General features: G+C 40.3%; 18 protein-coding genes and 1 pseudogene. 12 read left to right on the top strand and 7 right to left on the bottom strand.

Going from position 1 to position 22981, the window contains the following annotated elements:
• Positions 1–3 precede the first annotated feature (3 nt).
• Positions 4–738 carry a succinate dehydrogenase/fumarate reductase iron-sulfur subunit gene (locus EAE90_RS09880; RefSeq protein WP_214053345.1) on the bottom strand — a complete coding sequence of 245 codons (735 nt, stop codon included), beginning with the start codon at positions 736–738 and terminating at the stop codon, positions 4–6.
• Positions 731–2526: pseudogene (frdA, locus tag EAE90_RS09875) on the bottom strand (fumarate reductase (quinol) flavoprotein subunit). The gene EAE90_RS09880 and the pseudogene frdA overlap by 8 nt, the downstream one beginning before the upstream one ends.
• Before the next feature lie 839 nt (positions 2527–3365).
• Here frdA and EAE90_RS09870 point away from each other — a divergent pair.
• From EAE90_RS09870 to epmA, 4 genes are all read left to right on the top strand, one after another.
• The gene (locus tag EAE90_RS09870) at positions 3366–3779 is read left to right on the top strand and encodes a fascin domain-containing protein (protein ID WP_214053344.1); all 414 of its coding nucleotides are present in this window, start codon (positions 3366–3368) and stop codon (positions 3777–3779) included.
• Positions 3780–4349: 570 nt separating this feature from the next.
• Positions 4350–4763, top strand: coding sequence for a fascin domain-containing protein (locus tag EAE90_RS09865; RefSeq protein ID WP_214053343.1), 414 nt, complete (start codon positions 4350–4352; stop codon positions 4761–4763).
• A gap of 351 nt (positions 4764–5114) precedes the next feature.
• Positions 5115–5531: a fascin domain-containing protein gene (locus tag EAE90_RS09860; RefSeq protein ID WP_246550561.1), complete on the top strand. Its 417-nt coding sequence runs from the start codon at positions 5115–5117 to the stop codon at positions 5529–5531.
• Positions 5532–5771: 240 nt separating this feature from the next.
• Positions 5772–6749 (top strand): elongation factor P--(R)-beta-lysine ligase, encoded by a 978-nt coding sequence (gene epmA, locus EAE90_RS09855; RefSeq protein ID WP_214053342.1) that lies wholly within the window; start codon positions 5772–5774, stop codon positions 6747–6749.
• A 49-nt stretch (positions 6750–6798) separates the two neighbouring features.
• On the opposite strand, the gene glpQ is transcribed toward epmA, so the two are convergent.
• Both glpQ and glpT read right to left on the bottom strand, forming a co-directional pair.
• Positions 6799–7875 (bottom strand): glycerophosphodiester phosphodiesterase, encoded by a 1077-nt coding sequence (gene glpQ, locus EAE90_RS09850; protein ID WP_214053341.1) that lies wholly within the window; start codon positions 7873–7875, stop codon positions 6799–6801.
• A gap of 176 nt (positions 7876–8051) precedes the next feature.
• Positions 8052–9404, bottom strand: a complete 1353-nt coding sequence (gene glpT / locus EAE90_RS09845; RefSeq protein ID WP_214053340.1) for a glycerol-3-phosphate transporter — start codon at positions 9402–9404, stop codon at positions 8052–8054.
• A gap of 530 nt (positions 9405–9934) precedes the next feature.
• On the opposite strand from glpT, the gene EAE90_RS09840 reads away from it, so the two are divergent.
• The 3 genes from EAE90_RS09840 (at position 9935) to EAE90_RS09825 (ending at position 13390) form a co-directional block, all read left to right on the top strand.
• Positions 9935–11104, top strand: a complete 1170-nt coding sequence (locus EAE90_RS09840) for an RNA-guided endonuclease InsQ/TnpB family protein (RefSeq protein ID WP_214053339.1) — start codon at positions 9935–9937, stop codon at positions 11102–11104.
• A 577-nt stretch (positions 11105–11681) separates the two neighbouring features.
• A complete protein-coding gene (locus tag EAE90_RS09830) occupies positions 11682–12812 on the top strand; it encodes a hypothetical protein (protein ID WP_246550559.1) in 1131 nt (376 codons plus the stop codon).
• A 77-nt stretch (positions 12813–12889) separates the two neighbouring features.
• Entirely contained in the window at positions 12890–13390 is a 501-nt protein-coding gene (locus tag EAE90_RS09825; RefSeq protein WP_246550557.1) for a tetratricopeptide repeat protein, read from the top strand.
• A gap of 198 nt (positions 13391–13588) precedes the next feature.
• Here EAE90_RS09825 and EAE90_RS09820 read toward each other — a convergent pair whose 3' ends face one another.
• Together EAE90_RS09820 and fucA are read right to left on the bottom strand one after the other, a co-directional pair.
• Complete coding sequence (locus tag EAE90_RS09820; RefSeq protein WP_214053336.1) at positions 13589–14689, bottom strand: glycerol dehydrogenase; 1101 nt, start codon at positions 14687–14689, stop codon at positions 13589–13591.
• A gap of 321 nt (positions 14690–15010) precedes the next feature.
• Positions 15011–15661, bottom strand: coding sequence for an L-fuculose-phosphate aldolase (gene fucA, locus EAE90_RS09815; RefSeq protein ID WP_214053335.1), 651 nt, complete (start codon positions 15659–15661; stop codon positions 15011–15013).
• Positions 15662–16128: 467 nt separating this feature from the next.
• On the opposite strand from fucA, the gene fucP reads away from it, so the two are divergent.
• The 4 genes from fucP (at position 16129) to fucR (ending at position 21669) form a co-directional block, all read left to right on the top strand.
• Positions 16129–17439 (top strand): L-fucose:H+ symporter permease, encoded by a 1311-nt coding sequence (gene fucP, locus EAE90_RS09810; protein ID WP_214053334.1) that lies wholly within the window; start codon positions 16129–16131, stop codon positions 17437–17439.
• A gap of 38 nt (positions 17440–17477) precedes the next feature.
• Positions 17478–19256, top strand: coding sequence for an L-fucose isomerase (gene fucI, locus EAE90_RS09805; RefSeq protein ID WP_214053333.1), 1779 nt, complete (start codon positions 17478–17480; stop codon positions 19254–19256).
• Between the two features lie 51 nt (positions 19257–19307).
• Entirely contained in the window at positions 19308–20747 is a 1440-nt protein-coding gene (fucK, locus tag EAE90_RS09800) for an L-fuculokinase (protein ID WP_214053332.1), read from the top strand.
• A 220-nt stretch (positions 20748–20967) separates the two neighbouring features.
• A complete protein-coding gene (gene fucR / locus EAE90_RS09795; RefSeq protein WP_214053331.1) occupies positions 20968–21669 on the top strand; it encodes an L-fucose operon activator in 702 nt (233 codons plus the stop codon).
• An 84-nt stretch (positions 21670–21753) separates the two neighbouring features.
• Here the strand turns inward: fucR and EAE90_RS09790 are convergent, their stop codons facing one another.
• Positions 21754–22428, bottom strand: coding sequence for a 7-cyano-7-deazaguanine/7-aminomethyl-7-deazaguanine transporter (locus EAE90_RS09790; protein ID WP_214053330.1), 675 nt, complete (start codon positions 22426–22428; stop codon positions 21754–21756).
• Between the two features lie 187 nt (positions 22429–22615).
• Between EAE90_RS09790 and tusA the strand changes: the two genes are divergently transcribed.
• Positions 22616–22870: a sulfurtransferase TusA gene (gene tusA / locus EAE90_RS09785; protein ID WP_011148230.1), complete on the top strand. Its 255-nt coding sequence runs from the start codon at positions 22616–22618 to the stop codon at positions 22868–22870.
• The last annotated feature ends 111 nt before the right edge of the window (positions 22871–22981 follow it).

Genomic DNA, 22981 nt, shown 5'->3' with positions numbered 1-22981 from the left:
CCCTTATTGTGGTTTGAGCATGGCGATCATGAAGTCTTTCGCGCTTTCGATCTTGCCTTGTTGGATAGCCGCGGCTGGATCGACATGTTTCGGACAGACCTCAGAACAGTAACCAACGAATGTACAGCTCCATACCCCATTCTGGCTGTTCAGTTGTGGCATACGCTCTTTTTTGCCGTGGTCACGGTTGTCAAGGTTGTAACGGTGAGCCAGCGTGATTGCTGCCGGGCCGATAAATTCAGGGTTCAGACCAAACTGAGGGCAAGCGGCATAACATAAGCCACAGTTGATGCAGCCGGAAAATTGATGATATTTCGCCATTTGTGCTGGAGTTTGAATATTTGGGCCTTCGGAAGGTCTGCGGTCATTCCCGATGATGTATGGTTTGATAGCTTCCAGGCTTTCAATAAAGTGGGTCATATCCACTACCAAGTCACGTTCAATAGGGAAGTTAGCCAGCGCTTCAACTCTCATTCCTTGAGGGTAATCACGTAGGAAGGTTTTACAGGCCAGCTTCGGCATGCGGTTAACCATCATGCCGCAAGAGCCGCAGATAGCCATACGGCAAGACCAGCGGTAAGAGAGGTCGGGAGCGAGATTGTCTTTAATGTAACCTAGGGCATCAAGTAGAGAAGTCTGCTCATCATAAGGAACTTCATAGGCTATAAAATGGGGTTTATGGTCACTTTCTGGGTTATAGCGCATGACCTCCACTCTCAGGGTGTTCATATCAACCATTCTCCTGCTCCTTATACTTTTGCTCTTGCGCTGCGGCTTCACCGCCATATACACGTTTTGCCGTGTGGATTTGGTGATTTTCACATCGCTGTATTCTAGGTGAGGGACACCTCCAGAGTTATAAAAAGCGAGCGTATGTTTTAGGAAGTTTGCGTCATCACGTTCGGTACAACCTTCATCCAGACGTTGATGAGCGCCACGGGACTCTTTACGGTTTATCGCAGAATGAATCATACATTCAGCTACATCCAAGCCAAAGCCAAGCTCAATGGTGTACAGTAGATCTGTGTTGAATACATTGGTGTTATCGGTGATTTTCACCCGTTTGAAGCGATCTTTTAGTTCAGCAATCTTATCGATCGTTTTTAACATGAGTTCAGGGGTGCGATAGATACCGCAGCCTTCTTCCATCGAGATCCCCATTTCATCACGGATCTTCGACCAACTTTCCGTTCCTTTCTGTTTCAGTAAATTGTTCAAACGTGCGACTACATCACGGGCTTGGGCATCCAATGGGCGGTCATTAACGGGTTTGGTTTGTTGAACATGTTTTACCGCTGCTTCACCCGCCAGACGGCCAAAGACTACTAATTCAGCCAGAGAATTGGAACCCAGGCGGTTTGCGCCATGCAGGCCGACAGAAGAACATTCACCGACAGCGAATAGCCCTTTAATTCGGGTTTCACATTTCTGGTCAGTTTCGATGCCGCCCATCGTGTAATGTACTGTAGGTCGGACCGGAATGGGCTCTTTAACGGGATCAACACCGACATACGCTTTTGCCAGTTCACAGATGAAGGGCAGGCGTTCAAGTAATTTCTTCTCTCCCAAATGGCGGAGATCGAGATAAACCACATTGCCACGCGGAGTTGAAATAGTACGACCGGCACGCCATTCATGCCAAAAAGCCTGAGAAACTTTGTCACGGGGACCTAGTTCCATATATTTGTTTTCAGGTTTGCCTAATGGAGTTTCAGGGCCGAGGCCATAATCTTGTAAATAGCGGTAGCCATCTTTGTTGACCAGAATTCCGCCTTCACCACGACAACCTTCTGTCATTAGGATACCGGAACCTGGCAGACCGGTTGGATGATACTGAACAAATTCCATATCACGCAGTGGTACGCCGTGACGGAATGCCATGCCCATACCATCACCGGTCACGATACCGCCGTTGGTATTGTAACGGTATACACGGCCTGCGCCACCGGTTGCCATAATAACGGCATTGGCTCTTATCTGAATTTTGGCGCCTTCCATCATATTTAGTGCAACCAGGCCGCGTGCGTGCCCTTCATCCACCAGAATATCGAGGACAAAATGTTCATCAAAGCGCTGGATTTGAGGGTACTTAAGAGAAGTCTGGAATAGCGTATGTAACATGTGGAAGCCAGTTTTATCCGCAGCGAACCAAGTACGTTCTATTTTCATACCACCAAAACGACGCACGTTGACGGAACCATCTTCTTTACGGCTCCACGGGCAACCCCATTGCTCTAGCTGGATCATTTCTGTCGGGCAATGTTCGACGAAATATTCAACAACATCTTGCTCACATAACCAGTCGCCACCGGATACCGTGTCGTTGAAATGGAAGTCATAGGAGTCGTGAATTTGGGTGACTGCGGCTGATCCACCTTCTGCTGCTACAGTGTGGCTACGCATTGGGTAAACTTTTGAGATTAGAGCAATCTTCATTTGAGGATTAGCTTCAGCGGCGGCAATTGCGGCACGTAGACCAGCGCCTCCGGCTCCGATAATAGCGAGATCGGCATTAAAAATTTGCACTGTGCTTCTCCGTTGTTTAAGTTAAATTAATGAATTAGCAAAATCGTCGTAATTTTCCTAAATGTTGTTGTTGTTATTTCTTATATAGCAAGATTTTTTAGGTAACATCCTGTGCTTTAACGATTAAGGACAGCTATTTATTACTACCTAGATTAGATTAAGTATAGCGATTTCCAGGTGAGGTAAATTTGATATGAAAGGGTATTTTGTTGGATTTGATTATAAAAACTTGATCTGGGTCAAGAATTAGTTACTTTATTTGGCATTGATCGATAGCGTTATTATCTAAGTAGAATAGGAGAGCCCATAATGGAACTGAGCATCAAGGCTATACAATGTGAATTTTATTTTTCTGTTGTTTTTTGCTAGTGTCAGAGATTACTTAAGTGCGATAGGATTTTGAAGTTTTATTTTTATAATGTTGCAATTAATAATTTTAAATATTGTTTTATTTTGTTTATAATTTATGGCCGTTTAATTTAAATATGAAAATTATTTCCATTTATTCAATAAATGAATGTTATGTTGAAACTTTAAACAATATATCATTCGGAATAAATATATGAATATGGCTTGCAAGTTTATTCTTTTAATCTATATTTATTAATGGGAGTTTATTTTCACAGGTATATACCCTATGGATTTCAAGATGCATTGCGGCGGCAAGGGAGCGAATCCCCGGGAGCATAGATAACTCTGTTACCGGGGTGAGTGAATGCAGCCAACAAAGAGGCAACTTGAAAGATAACGGGTATAGTGATAACTGATATTTAAATAGTCTTGTCATGCTGAATACAATTTAATTTAGTAATTAGAATATATTTAAATGAGGGAATATTATGGGATTACCAAATATCACTATTGCATTACAAGCAGATAATAATCTCTACCTGAGTCGAATAGATCAGGGGGGAGTTCAGTACATTGAAGCTGTTAAATCTGCCATTGATATATACTCAAGATATAAATTAATACAGCTTGGTACTAATAAGATAGCGCTTCTTGCTGATAATGGGCTTTATTTGAGCCGGATTACTCGATCTGGTGGTGATTATATTGAAGCTGCGAAATCAAGTATTGATGTTTATTCTACGTTTACAGTAGAGGATGTCGGATGCAATGTGATAGCTTTACGTGCAGATAACGGGAAATACTTAAGTCGAATCACTCAAAATGGTGTTGATTACATTAAGCCGGATAAAGTTAATTTAGATGTGTATTGTCACTTTAAAGTGACTACATTAATTGCATAAGTAATGATCTTTATTTGAGTTTTTTATGGTGGCCAGGTAAAACTGGCCACTATTATTTTGTCTTGTTTTTTCACTAATAATATCAGCTAGTTTAATAACTTTCCAAAATAGTGCTACACATTATACACGTTACATAACATATAACTTTATGTATAACAATTGGTTGAAGAAAACCACGTGTAGCGGAATGATAAAGCTTTATTTAATATGTCAGATAAAAACCTATTACTTATTTTAAGATAATCAGATAATAATAGGATTTAAAGTTATTTATAATATTGCAATTAATGGTTTCAAATAACTTTTTATTTTGTTTATAGTTTATTATTTTATAATTTAAATGTGAAAGTTATTTATGATTAATGAATATTATAATTAAATCTTAAATAATTATAATATTCAAAATAGATACAAAAATATATTTTGGTATTTAATAATCATATTGGTTGTATATATTCATTGAAAATATCTGATATTTATAGGAATAGTGAGATGTGATGTTTAAATTAATGCGTTATAAATAATATGATTGACCAAAATAAACTAAATATATTTAAGCAGGAGAGTTTTATGGGATTATCAAGTAGCCCGATTGCATTACAGGCAGATAATGGATGCTATTTAAGTCGAATTGATCGAGGAGGAGGGTTTGACTTTGTTGAAGCTAATAAATCTATTATTGATATTTATACCAAATATTCTTCAACACAACTTAGTTCCAATAAGATAGCGCTTCGTGCAAGCAATGGCCTCTATTTAAGTCGGATCTCTCTGGCTGGTAGTGATTATATAGTAGCGACAAAATCAGATATTGATGCTTATTCTACTTTTATTTTAGAGTATATCGACGATAATGTTATAGCTTTGTGTGCAGATAATGGAAAATATCTGAGCAGGAGCAATTCTGGTGGTATTTTTAACTATATTAAACCGGATAAATACGACTTAGATATATATTGCCAGTTTAAAGTTATAAAACTGTAATTGGATAATTGTGATCTTTGCTGACATCTTATTATAGTGGTCAATTTTACCTGACCACTATTTTTTTACTATTAAAACAATAGGATTAGTCACTTAATACACTAGGTGAAATATTAATTATTTTTCTTATAATATCTTGATTTTAATTTAAATATGATAATTTCTTTTGGTTATTTAATAGTTGCAAGTAATAATTGGTTATATCATCCATAATAAAGAGAGGATATATTTTATTGTTTAACGGTAGTGGTATATATTTAACACGGGAATTTTATTTCTATGGGCATAGCGAGTCGATATGAGATTTAAGTGGTATTCTATAGAGCAATTAATTATATTTAAACGGAGGATATGATGGCACTATCAGAGCACACTATCGCCTTGCAGGCAGATAATGGACTCTATTTGAGTCGATTCAGTCAAGGAAAGATTAATTACATTCAGGCTGGAAGATATACTATTGGTGCTTCTTCCCGGTATGTAGTGACGCTATTTGATGCTTATACAATGGCGCTTAGGGCAGACAATGGGTTATATTTGAGTCGGGTTTATCATCCTGGCGGTAATTATATTGAAGCTACAAAATTGAGTGTTGATGTTTATTCTACGTTTGCTGTAGAAGATGTCGGCTATAATTTGATAGTACTAAAGGCAGATAATGAAAAATATCTGAGTAGGATCAGCATAAAAGGTATTAATTATATTAAGGCGGATAAAACCCATATAGATTCATTTTGCCATTTTAAATTGATAACTCTGTTAGAGTAAATAGTGATTTTGTCTGGTATTGGCTTTGTTGTGTCAGGAAAAAATCGATCACTATTTTATTGTTTATCTGACGGTAATATTTTGGCAGATAGCTAATAATAATATACCTGTCAGTAGTCAATCTGCGATAGTCTTGACGAGATAAGCTAAGTTGTTCCGGGATGATCAGACGGTAATAATTTGTCTGATATGTGTGATGCAGGTAGACTGCACGTTTGGTTTTATTTTGGAGTCATTTACATGAGCGAAACAGCAAACTGGCAGCCAAGTGCACCTATCGCCAACTTGTTGAAACGAGCGACTATTTTAGCAGAAATACGGCGCTTTTTCGCAGATCGTGGGGTATTGGAAGTTGAAACGCCTGCGATGGGTCAGTTTACAGTGACTGATATTCAATTGTTTCCTTTTCAGACGGAGTTTGTTGGCCCGGGTGCCGCGGATGGTATGACTCTTTATCTGATGACAAGCCCGGAATATCATATGAAGCGCCTGCTAGCAGCAGGAAGTGGCCCTATTTATCAGCTCGGGCGCTGCTTCCGTAATGAAGAGGCGGGTCGTTATCATAATCCTGAATTTACCATGTTGGAATGGTATCGGCCTCACTATGATATGTATCGTTTGATGAATGAAGTTGATGATTTACTTCAGCAGATCCTTGACTGTGAAAGTGCTGAATCACTCTCTTATCAACAAGCTTTCCTGCGTTATCTGGATATTGACCCGCTATCAGCAGAGAAAGAAAAGTTGCGTGAAGTCGCGGCCAAGCTGGATCTGAGTAATATTGCTGATATAGAAGAAGATCGGGATACCTTATTGCAACTTTTGTTTGCTGTTGGTGTTGAACCACATATTGGCACTGAAAAGCCGACTTTTATCTACCATTTTCCGGCTTCTCAGGCTTCTCTGGCGGAAATCAGCAAAGAAGATCATCGGGTTGCAGAGCGTTTTGAAGTCTATTTTAAAGGCGTTGAATTGGCAAATGGTTTCCGTGAGCTAACTGATAGTCATGAGCAGCGTCAGCGTTTTGAACAAGATAACCGTAAACGTGCAGAGTTGGGTTTACCTGTTCGACCGATTGATGAAAACTTGGTTGGCGCTCTGAAACAAGGGATGCCAGAGTGTGCAGGGGTGGCGCTTGGTGTCGATCGTTTGGTGATGCTGGCTTTGCGGGCTGAAAAGCTTAGTGATGTTATGGCCTTTTCGATAAGTAAGGCGTAGTTATTCAACGATAGGAATAGGGCGCAGATTGAGGCGCCCTGTTTGCGTCTTATTTATGTTGATGCTGTTTTTGCAGGAATTTCACACCTAAGTCGGGAAAATCGGTGAATACGCCATCTACACCCGCTTGGTTATAAATGATATCGAAAAGCTGGTCGCCACTGGCGGCGTATTTCGGCAGTTGATCGACCCGAATCGTGTATGGATGGACTTCTATATTATTGGCGTGAGCCTCTTTCACCATATTGGTTAACTTAATATTGGTTGGTGTGGAATCCTCAGACACAATCATATGGTAATCAGGGCCGATGCCGTCAGCATATGTTGCCACTTTTTTCATAGCGCCTGGTTTGAACATCCAGTCATAGCTGTAATTTATCCATTTGCCGTCTGATTGTTTTTCATAAGTTTCATTCCAGTCGGTGTAGGCGATCAGTTGGATTAGTTTCAGATCCATGCCTAGCTTGGGTTCCAATTCGTTTTTGATGCGTTTGAGTTCGTTGGTATCAAAACATTGCAGGTAAACTTTGTCGCTTTTCTTGGTGTAACCATACTCTTTCAGCACGGCTAGCACTTTAGTGGAAATATCTTTTCCCTCTTGTTGGTGGAACCACGGTGCTTTGATTTCAGGGTAAATACCAATGTTTTTGCCAGTAGATTTATTTAATCCCTGAACAAACTCAATCTCTTCTTGAAAAGTGTGGATTCGAAAATCGGACTTCCACATTGGGAAACGATGGGAGAAGCTTTGTATCTGTTGGTTATTTTTAATATCGAAGCCTTCCGTGAATTTTAGTGACTTGATTTCGGACAAGGTAAAGTCGATGGCGTAGTAGCGTCCATCTTTGCGGGCACGACCTGGGAATTTATGGGCAACGTCAGTGACACGATCAAGGTAATGGTCATGTAAGACTATCAGTTCATCATCTTTAGTCATGACTAGATCTTGTTCCAGATAATCAGCACCTTCGGCATAAGCCATCGCTTTGGCTGGCAGAGTGTGTTCAGGCAGATACCCACTTGCGCCACGATGAGCGATAACAATCTTATCTGTCGCTTGGGCGATACCTGACATCGATGAAGCTAAAATAATGCCTGTTATTATTGTTTTGATTGGAGTTTGCATGTGTGTTTCTCCGTTTTGTCGATGAGATAAAATCTATCTCATTAATTTATTTTTCTGTGTGAATGACGACTATTGGTCATAATCTCTGAATTTGAAGACTAAAAAAAGCCGCGACATAGATAATGACACGGCTTAATTAATATTATCAGTGATATATCACAGTTTAATGACAGAGGTTAGCCATATTGTTGGGCTATTTCCTGTTTATGTTTATTTTCGGTAATTGTAACGATTAGTAATAGAATAACAGACAAGGCGCTACCGCCGACCATTACCATAAAGGCTCCATCCCAATGGAAGAAATCAATGGTATAACCGATAATAGCACTGGCTGCAACGGAACCGCCCAAGTAGCCGAACAATCCGGTGAAGCCGGCTGCTGTACCTGCTGCTTTCTTTGGTGCTAGCTCAAGAGCGTGCAGGCCGATCAGCATCACTGGGCCGTAGATAAGGAAGCCAATAATTAGCATACAAGCTATATCTATATTTGGGTTACCTGCTGGGTTTAACCAGAATACGATAGTAGCGATAGTGACCAGAGTCATGAAGAATACGCCGGTTGCACCACGATTACCTTTAAATATTTTGTCTGACATCCATCCACACAACAGGGTGCCTGGGATACCGGCATATTCGTAAAAGAAGTAAGCCCATGAGGATTCGTTTAATGCAAAGTGTTTTGCTTCACGCAGATAGGTTGGTGACCAGTCAAGAACACCGTAGCGCAGCAGATAGACGAACACGTTGGCAATGGCAATCATCCACAGCAATTTGTTCGGTAATATATATTGCATAAAAATTTGTTTAGCGGTTAACTCTTTTTCGTCTTTCTCTGTGTAATCAGGTGGATAGTCGTTTTTATACTCTTCGATTGGTGGTAAACCACAGGATTGTGGTGTGTCACGCATCAACGCGAACGCAATCAATGCAACGAGAATGGCGGCAAAAGCTGGCATATAAAGTGCGGCTTTCCAGTCATTGAACCACGCCATACCCAACAGGAATAGCAATGGCGGTAAGCCGCCGCCAACATTATGTGCGCAGTTCCAGATAGAAACGATACCGCCACGCTCTTTCTGTGACCACCAGTGCACCATAGTACGTCCACAAGGAGGCCAGCCCATACCTTGGAACCAGCCACATAGGAACAGCAGTACAAACATGATAGTGATATTGGAAGTTGCCCAAGGCACGAAACCCATAAACAACATAACAAAAGCCGCGAGAATTAGGCCCGCAGGTAAGAAGACTCGTGGGTTAGAACGATCGGATACGGAGCCCATGATGAATTTGGAGATGCCGTATGCGATAGAGATCCCTGAGAGTGCGAAACCGAGATCACCTTTGGAGAAACCTTGCTCAACCAGATAAGGCATTGCCAGAGCAAAATTTTTCCTTACCAGATAGTAAGCTGCATAGCCAAAGAAGATCCCCATAAAAATTTGCCAGCGTAAGCGACGATAGACTGGATCTATCTGTTCTGTTGACAGTCGGGACCTATGAGGCGCCGGCTTAAAAATACTTAACATATTTTGCCTCCGATGGCATTTTTGGTTATATAAACAGCTTGCCGGTTGACTAGTGCCACCGGATAGGAGAATGAAAGGTTTTGTAAGTGGTTATTTTCCATAACGAAAATTATGATAGTCGAAATAACCCAACCTATCTGTGAAACAACCCTCAGTTGTTAAAGTTGTTTTGCCCCGGCGACAATTCTGAGTGATTTGTTAACTTTTTAAAATGTACTTTACCAATGAAATTGTGACTATCGTCACAATAACGAGCTTTATTTAATTATTGGTGAGCGTTTTTGGTTCGTTTTTGTTCTTTATCAAACAAAAACCATAGTTTTTATGCATCTTCTATACGTGTATCCTTTCAGACAAGGGAAACGTTTCATTAGCAAAAACCGCCGTAAACCCTTGCCCAGCGCGGGCGGGGATATCAGGCGAAAAGCCCAGAGGGCTTTAGGGCTGGCGACTCCGGCGTCTCCTGACTGGATTGATATCTGCCAGTAAAACAGGCTAAAATGAATGCACTTTATCAATGAGCGCTGAATATGTTAAGAGCGACCAAAGTCCGCGTCTACCCCACACCCGAACAGGCAGAGTATCTTAACGGCCAGTTCGGGGCGGTCCGTTTTGCGTACAACAAGGCGCTGCACATCAAAAAGCAGGCTTACAAACGTCACGGCGTGAATTTAAATCCGCGCAAAGACCTCAAACCGTTACTGGCGGTCGCGAAGCAATCCCGCAAGTATGCCTGGCTCAAAGAATATGACTCCATTGCATTACAGCAGGCGGTGATTAATCTGCATACTGCGTTTGATAATTTTTTCAACCCGAAGTTGCGCACCCAATTTCCCACGTTCAAGCGCAAACAGGGCAGGCAATCCAGCTATCACTGTGTTGGGGTGAAAGTGCTGGAGGGCGCAGTGAAGATCCCGAAATTGTCACCGATAGAAGCACGCATACACAGAAAAATTGAAGGGAAAGTGAAGAGCATTACGCTTTCTCGCACCGCCACGGGAAAATATTTCGCCGCTATCCTGTGTGACGACGGCAAAGAGGCGCCGGAAAAGCCGGGCGTTATCACCCGCGTGACCGGGTGTGATATGGGGCTATCCCACTATCTTATCCAGTCGAACGGAGAGAAGGTCAATAACCCCCGTCACCTTATCAACGCCGCCCGTAACCTGCGTCGTAAGCAAAAATCGCTGTCCCGCAAACAACAGGGCAGCGCTAACCGCGGCAAGGCACGCTTACGTCTGGCGGCCGTCCATGAGCGGGTAGCCCATGCCCGCGCCGATTTTCAACACAAACTCTCCCGAACAATAGTTGACGAAAACCAAGCGATCATTGTTGAGACGCTGAAATCGGCCAACATGATGAAGAATCACCATATAGCTCGCGCTATCGGGGATGCAGGCTGGCATGGCTTCGTCAAGAAACTGGAATACAAAGCCGCAGCGGCGGGCGTCCATCTGGTCAAACTGGATCAGTGGTTCGCCAGTTCAAAAACCTGCCATTGCTGTGGTCACAAAATGCCGGAAATGCCGCTGCGTAAGCGGATCTGGCCATGCCCTTGCTGTCGAGTCGAACATGACCGCGATATCAATGCGGCGATCAACATCCAGCGCAAGGGCATAACAGAATTACAGGCGGCGGGACTCGTCGTCTCTGCCCACGGAGGCCAGCGTAAATCCGTCATAAAGACGGTGGCGGCCTGAGAAGTGGGAAGCCTCGCCGTTTTTTACGGCGGGGAGCAGTCACGCGTAGTGTATTTCCTGAAACTTGTCCTTGGACGTTTGAGCAAATAATGGATGAGAATTTCTGGCCTGAATAGACTCGATAAATTTGTTTCCTAACGCACTGATTTTGAACAGTGCGTTTTCTCGGTTGCTTAACAACGTGGTTGATTGATTTTCACTTCACAGCAAGCAGTATTAACAGAAATTATTTGCTTTTCAGTGGATACTCATTGTATCAACCAAAATTGTTCTTTTTCATTTTCTTATGACCTTTGTCGTATCAATAATTACAGAAAAATTCATTGTGATCGCTGTGGCTATACTCAAGGCAACAGTAGGAGCCAAAATAGTAACGGAAGTAAAATGCTAACAGTTTTAATTTCTTGTCGAAGAATATAATAATAAAGATAAAATATTAGTAAATTATTAATTTGATTTTTTATATAAACTTATAAAATTTCGGTAGTGATATTGATAATTATTTCCATTTGTAGTAAATTGTATTTTCTTTAATTTATCAAAGATAATCATGGAAGTTTTCAATAAGAAAATAACTATGCCAAGTAAAGACTATGGGTTAGTTGATAAAGTTTTTAACGAAAATTTTAAAGGAATGCATGTAGAAACAATAACAGTAAAAATAGCGCCTTCAGGTACTAAATATACTAATTCGGCAGGAGACGTTAGCAAATCTACTTTTGGACATGTATGGGTTGAATTTCAGGGTGAATCAATCGGATGGGGCTTGGGTGATAATAAGCAAGTAGGAGGAGTTGAGAACATAACTTTTAGAGATTCAATCGCATACGATAAATCAAAAATTTCCAGTGTTACATATCCAATATATTCAGAAAGTGTTGTTCATAATATGAGAAATTACATTTCTGATTTAAAAAATGGAAATTTCTATGATTTTAAGCCGAATTATAACCTCCTTACTAATAACTGTATAGATTTTGTAAACTCAATTCTTCGAGTTTCACATTATGATAATGATAAACATGGTATAGATTTCATTCAGGAATTACGAGGAATGAGTCCAAATGCCGTATTAGATAATCTTGAAGAAATTGTTGAAGATCAGAAAAGTACAGAGACACCACTTATTATTGATTTAACTGGCGATGGTATTATTACCATAGCGGAAAATGGTTCTATATATTTTGATCATGATAATGATGGTATTGTTGAAAGTTCAGGATGGATAGAAGCCAATAATGCATTTCTGGTATGGGATAAAAATGGAGATGGAAAAATAAATAACGGAAATGAGTTGTTTGGGAATAATTCTATATTAAAAAATGGAATCAAATCAGCAAATGGGTTTGCTGCATTAGCAGATCTTGACGATAATTTTGATGGTATTTTTAATCAAAATGATAGTCTATGGAATTCATTAGAGTTATGGATTGATGCCAATAAAGATGGTATAACTGATAATGGAGAGTTGTATAAATTAAGTGAATCAGGAATCTCTGCTATAAATCTTACCTATAAAGAAAATGGATTCAAGGATATAAATGGTAATATTCATGGGCTTGAAAGCTCAGTACTCTGGAATAATGGGGATACGACTAAGATAGTGGATGTGTTTTTTGCTGTGGATAAAAACATACAGATGGCGTCACTAAATTCAAATATTGACATAATAGGGATAAATAATACTTTTAGCGAGATTATATTATGAGTAATTTTTTTGTAAAAAATAAGAAATATTTTCTCTACTCACTATTCTTTTTTTCTTTTATTGTTCAGAGTTCAGATATGAACATACAAGATATCCCATCGATTGTCTTCAATCATTCAGATGATTTTTTATCAGAATTCTCTATTCCAATGCCTAAAAATGAAGATGAATATCATGCGTTAATAGAGAAAGCAAATAGTGGTAATATAGATGCAAACTGGATGCTCGCTGTAATACAACAAACAGAAGGTTATCGTCAAGAAGCCAGTAAAAGATATAAGTTATCTATATCAAGAAATGATAAATATAAGTTAAGATCTATGGTTAATTTGGGATTTATTTTAGAGGATGAAAATAGATACTCAGATGCGAGAGCACTTTTCGAATTAGCTGGAGAAAGTGGATATTTTGAAGGCTATCGCACCATCGGAACCAATTATTTAAATGGGATTGGTGTAAATCAAGATTTTAATAAGGCCAAAGAGTATTTTAATAAAGGAAGCCAAATTGGATGTCATGAATGCACATTTCTTATTAATAATTGGAGTGATGTTATTAAGTTGAAAAAATCAGAATAGTGAATTTATATTTTGAGTTAATCTGTTAGTACTTAAGTGATGAGATCTTTTCAGGAATAAAAATTTGGGGAGGCGGGGTTCTTAAATATGGCGGCAGGCTCTGTTTGATGAATGAGACTTCATTAAAACAAATGATTAAATAAAAAATCAGTGCCTTGTCAACAAATTGAGCGGACAATTTGCCCGCTCTTGTCAAACTTAATACAGCCAGTCGCGTCCCATCCGGTCAGCAGCCATAATAGCGGCGTACACTTTTTCCGGCGTCACTTCAAAAGGCATGTTGTGAATGGTTTCCTCCTCGACACAACTCGCTTTCGCTACTGCCATCACTTTTTCTTTCAGTTTTTCACCATCTTTCACGCCAAGTTGATCCAGAGTAACCGGTAGTCCCATTTGTACACAGAAATCAAGGAAAGTGTCTAATTCTTCATTTGGGCTATTTTCCAGTATTAGTTGAACTAATATCCCAAAGGCGACTTTTTCACCGTGGTACATGTGGTGGCATTCTTCTAATACGGTAAAACCATTGTGTACGGAATGAGCGGCGGCTACCCCTGTATTTTCAAAGCCCAGGCCGCTTAAGTAGGTAATAGCTTCGATGACATTTTCCACCGCAGGTGTACTGACGCCTGCTTCGACAGCCAGTTTTGCTTTATAACCCTCTTCTAACAGAGTTTCGTAACAGAGATGAGCAAGGGCTATTGCGGTGCGGGATATACCGCCATCTGTCATTCGAGGTTTATGGCCGTCCCCACATACGCGGGCTTCGAAGTAAGCTGCCAACGCGTCGCCAATTCCGGCAATCAGAAAACGGGTTGGGGCTTTAGCGATAATGCTGGTATCGATTAAGACAATATCTGGGTTTGTGGGGAGAAACAGATAGTCTTCGAATTTGCCATCATCGCTATAAATAACAGAGAGAGCGCTGGTCGGGGCATTAGTGGAAGCGATGGTGGGGGCAATCAGAACAGGCAATCTGGATTCGTAAGCGACCGCTTTTGCGGTATCTTGTACTTTGCCGCCACCGATACCAATAACGGCTTGGCATTCATGTTTTTTAAGAATGTCAGACAGGCGTTTAATTTCACTCCGGCTACATTCACCGCCAAACACTTCAAAATGGCGAGTAATGTCATACTGTTCCAGGCTGTTATGGATGGTATCTCCCACCGATTTCATCGCGGAGTTACCGATGATAACCAGAACGTGGTCGGCGATAGTTTTTGTGTATTTACCAATATGGAGCAGGGCGTCAGGTCCCTGAATGTATTTGGAGGGGGATTGGATAATTTTCAACATAAGAATATTCCTTTTGTGGAAACTCAATATCTGTTTGTCGCATCAATTTTCCTAACGAACAGGGAGCAAAGTGTGACAGATCGGTAAGCTATCTTCGGATGAAAAAGTACTTAAATTACTTAACAGACTAACACCATCTATAAAAATTAATGGCTGGTTATGGATAAATAAAGTTGTTATGCCAATTTTGTCGTAGGAAATGTGTGTTTTTTTGATCTATGCCCGGATCTCTGTACTGAACAGGCCCTTTTTCCATTGGGACTGGCTGCGTTTAGGGAAGCTAGCGCCATAACGACCACCTGACAAAATGGTTCTATTTTTTCAATTTTTTTCAATTTTTAAGCCATATGTCTTAAATTTCTCAAGCACAATTGCTATTTCCTCCTGGCTTAGAATAGGAACTGGATTTTGGATCGCCAGGGTCTGTAAATATAGATGAGCGAGCACTTCAACTTCATGTGCGAGCCACAGTGCTTTTTGCAGATTAACCTCGCAAACAATCATCCCATGATGTTGTAATAGAATAGCTTTCCTGTTTTTAAAACCGTTAAATACATAGTCAGAGAGTTGTTTGGTGCCAAATGTTGCGTAAGGCACACAGGGAATTGAATCTCCTCCCGCTGCGGCAATCATGTAATGGATGGCCGGGATTGGCTTATTTAAAATAGAAACCGCTGTGCAATGAATTGCATGATTATGGACAACAGCATTGGCATCGGGTCTGGCATGATAGACCGCTTGATGAAAACGCCATTCACTTGAGGGGATCTTATTATCCTCAGGTTGACCATTTTCATCTACGTAAACAATATGTGTTTCAGTCAATTGTTCATAAGGGATTCCTGTCGGCGTAATTAACATGCCATTATTATAACGGACACTGACATTACCCGCAGTACCTTGATTTAATCCTAGTCGGGTCATTTCTAAGCATGTGTTTATAATTTCACGGGATAATGTATTTCTTTTCATGATTATTTACCTTGTTTAAATTCGAAATATGCTTTTATGCCAGTCAATGAAAAATAAATAAATTAAGTCTGTCGTTTATTTTTTGTTTTAGTGCTTTGTTGTTTTTAAATAAATATTAAAGTTAATTTTTGTGATTAAGCTCAAATGTTTTTGCCACTTTTTGGATTTTACAGATACCTGTATTTGTTTTTTTTATTCCGTATTTTTCATTTATAACTCAAACGGTCATTTATTGGTTTTATTGACCGTTTTTGCATAAAAAAGATTATTCGGTCATCTTTATGACCGAATTAAATAAAAAAAATATAAACGGGCATGTGTAATGGATTTATTTCAGTGATTAGGTTCACAATTTAGCGGTATGAATAAATAAGTGTGATTGGGATCATTTTCTTATCTTATAAATAGCTAAAAATACGACTGATTATGGAAGACTTACAGTATCAACTGCGATAGATGAGGGTGCTATGGATAATGTATCGATGCAATCAAATATAACGCGGAATAATGAAAAAAATAGAGGTTATTTAATCCCTTTTACTCTTTTATGTTCTCTGTTTTTTTTATGGGCGGTGGCGAATAACTTAAATGATATATTGCTGCCTCAATTTCAAAAAGCTTTTGTCTTGACAAATTTCCAGGCGGGATTAATCCAGTCAGCATTTTATTTTGGTTATTTTATTATTCCTATTCCTGCCGGGATATTAATGAATAAGTTAAATTATAAAGCAGGGATAATTACTGGGTTATTATTTTATGCTATTGGCGCGGCTCTTTTTTGGCCTGCCGCAGCAGTGATGAGTTATACACTATTCTTGGTGGGGCTGTTTATTATAGCTGCTGGGTTAGGGTGCTTGGAAACAGCAGCTAACCCTTTTGTCACGGTATTAGGGCCTGAAAAAACAGGGCATTTTCGCATTAATCTGGCACAAACATTTAATTCGTTTGGGGCAATTGTCGCGGTTATTTTTGGCCAAAGTTTAATTTTATCTAATGTCCCTCATTTACCCCAAGAAACACTTAATAAAATGACTGTTGAACAGATTGATACCTATAATCACAGCCTCATTTTAGCAGTACAGTCCCCTTATATGATTATCGCTGCTGCTGTTTTAGTGATTGCATGCTTGATTTTGTTTACCAAATTTCCAGTGATACAAAGTGATGAGCATGATAATAGCAGCTCATTCTTTGAGTCTTTAGGCCGCCTGATTAAAATCAAGCATTGGCGCTGGGCAGTGTTAGCGCAATTTTGCTATGTCGGGGCGCAGACAGCTTGCTGGAGTTACCTGATTCGTTATGCTGTTGAAGAAATTCCGAGTATGACTCCGGGATATGCCGCCAATTATCTGACAGCAACAATGGTGTTTTTCTTTATTGGTCGATCGACGGGTACTTGGTTAGTTAAGCGATTTGCGCCGGAAAAAGTATTAGCTTGTTATGCCTTGATATCCATGATCCTTTGCATTATTTCCGCGTTCGTGGGGGGATACATCGGCTTAATTGCATTGACCGTTTGTAGCATGTTTATGTCTATTCAATATCCAACTATCTTTTCATTAGGGATTAAAGGATTAGGTCAGGACACTAAATATGGCTCTTCACTCATTGTCATGACGATTGTTGGCGGTGGCATCGTGACGCCTATTATGGGATTTGTCAGTGATGCTGTGGGCCATATTCCAACGGCTGAACTTGTACCTGCTTTCTGTTTTGCTGTGATCTTTATTTTCGCAAAATTCCGAGCGAATACGTTACCCAGCCATCCGTTTAATTAAGAAAGCAAATAACAACTTTATTTGTATGAGGAAATAGCATGAAAAAGAATATGAATTTACCCAAGATTGGTATTCGTCCGGTTATTGATGGCCGTCGTATGGGAGTGCGTGAATCGCTCGAAGAGCAAACCCTGAATATGGCAAAAGCGACAGCTAATTTATTGACTGGGCATATTTACCATGCCTGTGGCACCCCTGTTGAATGCGTTATTGCAGACACATGTATTGCTGGTCTTACTGAATCTGCGGCTTGTGATGAAAAATTCAGTGCATTAAATATTGGCCTGACAATTACCGTCACGCCGTGTTGGTGTTATGGCAGTGAAACGTTAGATATGGAGCCAACAAGACCAAAAGCTATTTGGGGGTTTAATGGGACGGAACGTCCAGGTGCCGTCTACCTTGCAGCAGCTTTAGCCGCCCACTCGCAAAAAGGTATCCCCGCTTTTTCTATATACGGGCATGAAGTTCAAGATGCTGATGACACTCATATTCCTGATGATGTCAAAGAAAAGTTGTTACGATTTGCCCGTGCTGGATTAGCCGTTGCCAGTATGAAAGGAAAAACTTATCTCTCTATTGGTGGTACATCAATGGGCATCGCAGGTTCAATTGTTGATCATAATTTTTTTGAATCCTGGCTTGGTATGAAAGTCCAATCTATTGATATGACAGAATTACGCCGTCGTATTGATCAGCAAATATATGATGAAGAGGAACTTGAGCTCGCCTTATCTTGGGCAGATAACTATTTCCAATATGGTGAAGATCTGAATGCTAAACAATATCACCGTTCACCAGAAAGTCGTCGTCAAGTTCTTCGCGAAAGTTTACTCATGGCTATTTGCATTCGCGACATGATGCAGGGAAACCCAAAACTGAAAGAAAAAGGGTATGGCGAAGAAGCACTCGGCTACAACGCGATTGTGGCGGGTTTTCAAGGGCAACGTCATTGGACAGATCAATATCCCAATGGCGATACTGCGGAAGCGATTTTAAATAGTTCATTTGACTGGAACGGCATCCGTCAGCCCTTTATGGTTGCAACAGAGAATGACAGTCTAAATGGTGTTGCGATGTTATTTGGTCATATGCTAACAGGGACAGCACAGATTTTTGCTGATGTTCGAACTTTCTGGTCTCCAGAATCTGTCGAGCGTGTTACAGGCAAAAAACTCACGGGACAGGCTGAAAATGGGGTAATTCACCTGATTAATTCAGGTTCTGCAACACTGGATGGGACCTGTTGCCAAAAAGACGCGCAAGACCATCCTACGATGAAGCCTCACTGGGAAATTACCGCAGAGGAAGTGGATGCTTGTCTGGCTGCGACGCAATGGCGCCCGGCGCTCCATGAATATTTCAGAGGTGGTGGCTTCTCTTCCAAATTCTTAACCCAAGGCGGCGTTCCTTTCACCCTGAGTCGTGTCAATATCATTAAAGGTCTTGGCCCCGTCCTGCAAATCGCTGAGGGCTGGAGTGCGGAATTGCCTAAAGATATTCATGACATTCTGGATAAACGGACCAATGAAACCTGGCCGACAACTTGGTTTGTTCCGCGTTTAACCGGTAGAGGCGTCTTTAAAGGTGTGTACTCCGTTATGGCGAATTGGGGTGCTAATCATGGTGTGCTTTCTATTGGTCATGTTGGCGCTGATTTCATTACATTAGCTTCTATGCTCAGGATTCCAGTTTGTATGCATAACGTGGATGAGAACGCCATTTATCGTCCTTCTGCATGGAGTGCGCACGGTATGGATATAGAAGGTTCAGATTACCGAGCCTGCCAAAACTATGGTCCTCTCTATAAGAAATAGCGGCTGCTGGTGGTACGAATTGTGCCGCCTCTATTCCAGACAGGAAAGCGTATGATGCAAGATATCGTTTTAGTTTTGGATTGTGGAGCCACCAATGTACGGGCTATTGCGGTTGACTCTCAGGGTAATGTGATTGCAAAGGAGTCGACACCGAATATTAGTGAGCCTGATAAAGCCAATCCTCATTGGCACATATGGTCACTGGATGCCATTTTAGAACGGTTGGCAGGCTGTTGTCGTGTGATTATCCCTCGATTATCAGGTTATAAGGTATGCGCAATAACAGTGACGACTTTTGGTGTTGATGGAACATTGGTCGATGCAAAGGGTGATCTACTTTATCCAATAATTAGTTGGAAGTGTCCACGAACAACCCCTGTTGTTGAAAATATTGCGCGTTACTTCTCCGCTGAGAAATTACAAACGATATCCGGTGTCGGGCAATTTAATTTTAATACGCTTTATAAATTAATTTGGTTAAAGGAAAATCATCCTACTCTCTACGATAAAGCCCATGCATGGCTGTTTATCTCTTCTTTAATCAATTATCGGTTAACAGGAGTGATGTCAACTGATAGAACGATGGCCGGGACCAGTCAGTTGCTAAATATTCATAATGAGCAGTTTAGTAGGGAAATTTTAGATGCGATTTCTATTTCAGAGAATTTATTTCCTGAACTCATTTCTGCCGGCGAACCAATTGGCACTTTAACGCCGGAGGCGGCAAAAAAATTGAATTTACCTTCCTGCGTTCCGGTTATTTCCTCTGGACATGATACGCAATTTGCCTTATTTGGTTCAGGCGCAGGTTTGAATCAACCTGTCTTATCTTCCGGCACTTGGGAAATCCTAATGGTACGTACTCCTCATGTGAATACCGATATTTTACCCCATTATGCTGGCTCTACATGTGAATTGGACGCAAGAAAAGGGATCTTTAATCCAGGATTACAATGGTTGGCTTCTGGAATACTTGAATGGATCAGACAGCTTTTCTGGCAAGGTATTCCTCCTTCGGAAGCTTATCTTCAAATGATCCATGAAGCTATATCTGTTCCTCCCGGCGCTAATAACTTAAGAATGAATTGTCGTTTATTAACCTCCGAGGCGGGGTGGTGTGGAATAACGTTAGATACTGAACGACGTCATTTTTATCGTGCTGCATTAGAAGCGTTGGGATATCAATTAAAACAAAACTTATCTATTTTGGAGAAAATAAGCGGATTTCATGCTAAAGAATTGATGTTAGTCGGAGGAGGTAGCCGAAATCATCTTTGGAATCAAATAAAAGCAGATATTCTGAATCTGCCAATAAAAGTAATTAATGAAGCAGAAACGACGGTATTAGGCGCTTCTTTCTTTGCCTGGTTTGGGGTGGGTTGCTATGAATCGTCTGAAAAGGCCCGTGAACAATTTTCTTATCATTATGAACTGTATACACCCGGTGAACACCAGGAGGCTTATCATTCATTAGCTAAAAATTTCATATAGGAATAGGTAATCTTCCGTTAAAGACAATTTTCCTATTTATTTCTTCTCGTTGCTTCCTTTAAACATGCCGACTAAAGTAGGAAATGGTAACGCTTTTGTTATCATCGTCACAGAGAAAACGATTAAATGTGGAAATATATTGCTAAAGAAGGCGTGATTTTCTAATTCTGATATTGAGCAGAATAATTCTATTCTGTCCTAATATAAAAGGGATTCCTTTATGAGAAATGCACGTCATCAAAAAATCATGGATCTTCTTCATCACCATGAATCGTTAACGACTATTGAACTTTCCGTAGTTTTGCAAGTAAGTAAAGAAACAATACGCCGAGATCTGCGATTTCTTCAGGAGCATGGTCATCTTCTTCGTGTACATGGAAGAGCAAAAAGTTTAAACAGGGAAACACAGGATAATGGTGACTCTTTTAACATACGGGTTAAAAGCCATTTTTCGAGTAAATCGCTTATTGCTCAACGAGCTGTGACTTGGATAAACGAAGGAATGATAATCGCACTTGATGCAAGCTCAACATGTTGGTATCTGGCAAAGCAACTTCCTGATATTAATATTACTATTTTTACCAATAGCATTCGTATTTGTCATGAATTATCAAAGAGGAAAAATATTCGATTAATCAGTTCAGGGGGCGTTTTGCATCGTAAATATGCTTGTTATATTAACTCTTCACTGATTACACAATTAAAAAATTTAGAGATCGATCTATTTATTTTTTCCTGTGACGGCATTGATGCAAATGGCGATTTATGGGATTCGAATGTTGATAATGCACAATTTAAAGAAATTCTTATAAAACGATCATTACAATCAATTTTGCTAATTGATAAGAGTAAAATTAACCGAAAAAGTGAAATTAAAATAGAAAATTGTAGTCATATCACTGATGTAATATCGAATGATTAGAGCCAGGTGGAAGGCTAATTGCCTTGCCAATCTCTTAATCAGGAGAGCTGATTAAGAGACGGCGATCGATTGGGTGTATAAAAATCAGCGAACTTGAATGTGGCTATTGTTAGTTTGATAGTTAAAGAAATACTTGAGGATCAGGTTCAACAAAATGCCGTAAGCTGGCAGGAAAAAAATTAAACAAATTAATAGCTTAAAGCAGTAATCTACTAACCCAATCTCGATCCAGTTAGCGGCCATGAAAGCATCGGTACTGCGATAGAAAGCGATAGAGAAAAAAGCAAGAGTATCAAGTAAGTTGCCGAAGAACATCGCCGCTGCGGGAGCGACCCACCAATTACGTTTCTGACGCAGACGATTGAAGACGTATACATCCAGTATCTGCCCGAGGAAGTAAGCCATAAAGCTGGCGCAGGCAATACGGGCAACAAAGAGATTGAATTCAAGCAGCGCGGTAATCCCTTGCCATACTCCTTGGAAAAATAGGGCAGAAATCATATAAGAGATCAGCAATGCGGGGATCATAACGGTGGTAATGATTCGCCTTGCCAGTGGTGCGCCGTAAATACGAACCGTCAAATCTGTTGCAAGAAAAATAAATGGAAAAGTAAAGGCTCCCCAGGTGGTATGAAAACCGAAAATAGAGACGGGTAGCTGCACCAGATAATTACTGGAAATAATAATCAGAATGTGGAATAACGAAAGCCAAATTAAAGCGGTAGCACGCTGTTGTGTAATTGTAGTTGATAAAAACATTCTTGTACCTTTTTGAAAAATGGGGTGAGGGAACCCAATGAAAGATCTGCCGTTTTAACTGACGGCGCCTCACATGATACGTCGGTTGTACGCGAATTCAAAATGTCTGTATGTAAAGTTAATTTTTGCTGGCTTTTTTATAATATAATTCGGTCTAATAGACTGACTGAAATTGTAGAGATAAGTTATGCCCGATGTGTTTACTCATCCAGACAAAACCCTTGATACACAAGGGCTTCGCTGTCCTGAACCGGTAATGATGGTACGGAAAACTGTGCGTCATATGGAAGCAGGACAGATGTTATTAATTCTTGCTGATGATCCGGCAACTACACGTGATATTCCCAGTTTCTGCCGTTTTATGGAGCATCAACTGGTTGCGCAAGAAACGGAACAAATGCCTTATCGCTATCTGGTTCGGAAAAAAGAGAGTCAACTCTGAATATAACAGCCAAGTTGAGAAATGAACGGTTTTGCTTTTTACCATGCCTTCGAACGTTAATGAGTTTTCACCACTGAATTCATCTTGCTATGGCACAGGATATGAGCCGGA

It is taken from the genome of Photorhabdus caribbeanensis (genome assembly GCF_018448885.1).
GTDB lineage: Bacteria > Pseudomonadota > Gammaproteobacteria > Enterobacterales > Enterobacteriaceae > Photorhabdus > Photorhabdus caribbeanensis.
Note: the sequence above shows the minus strand (reverse complement) of the source record. Positions and strands in the feature narration are given on the sequence as shown.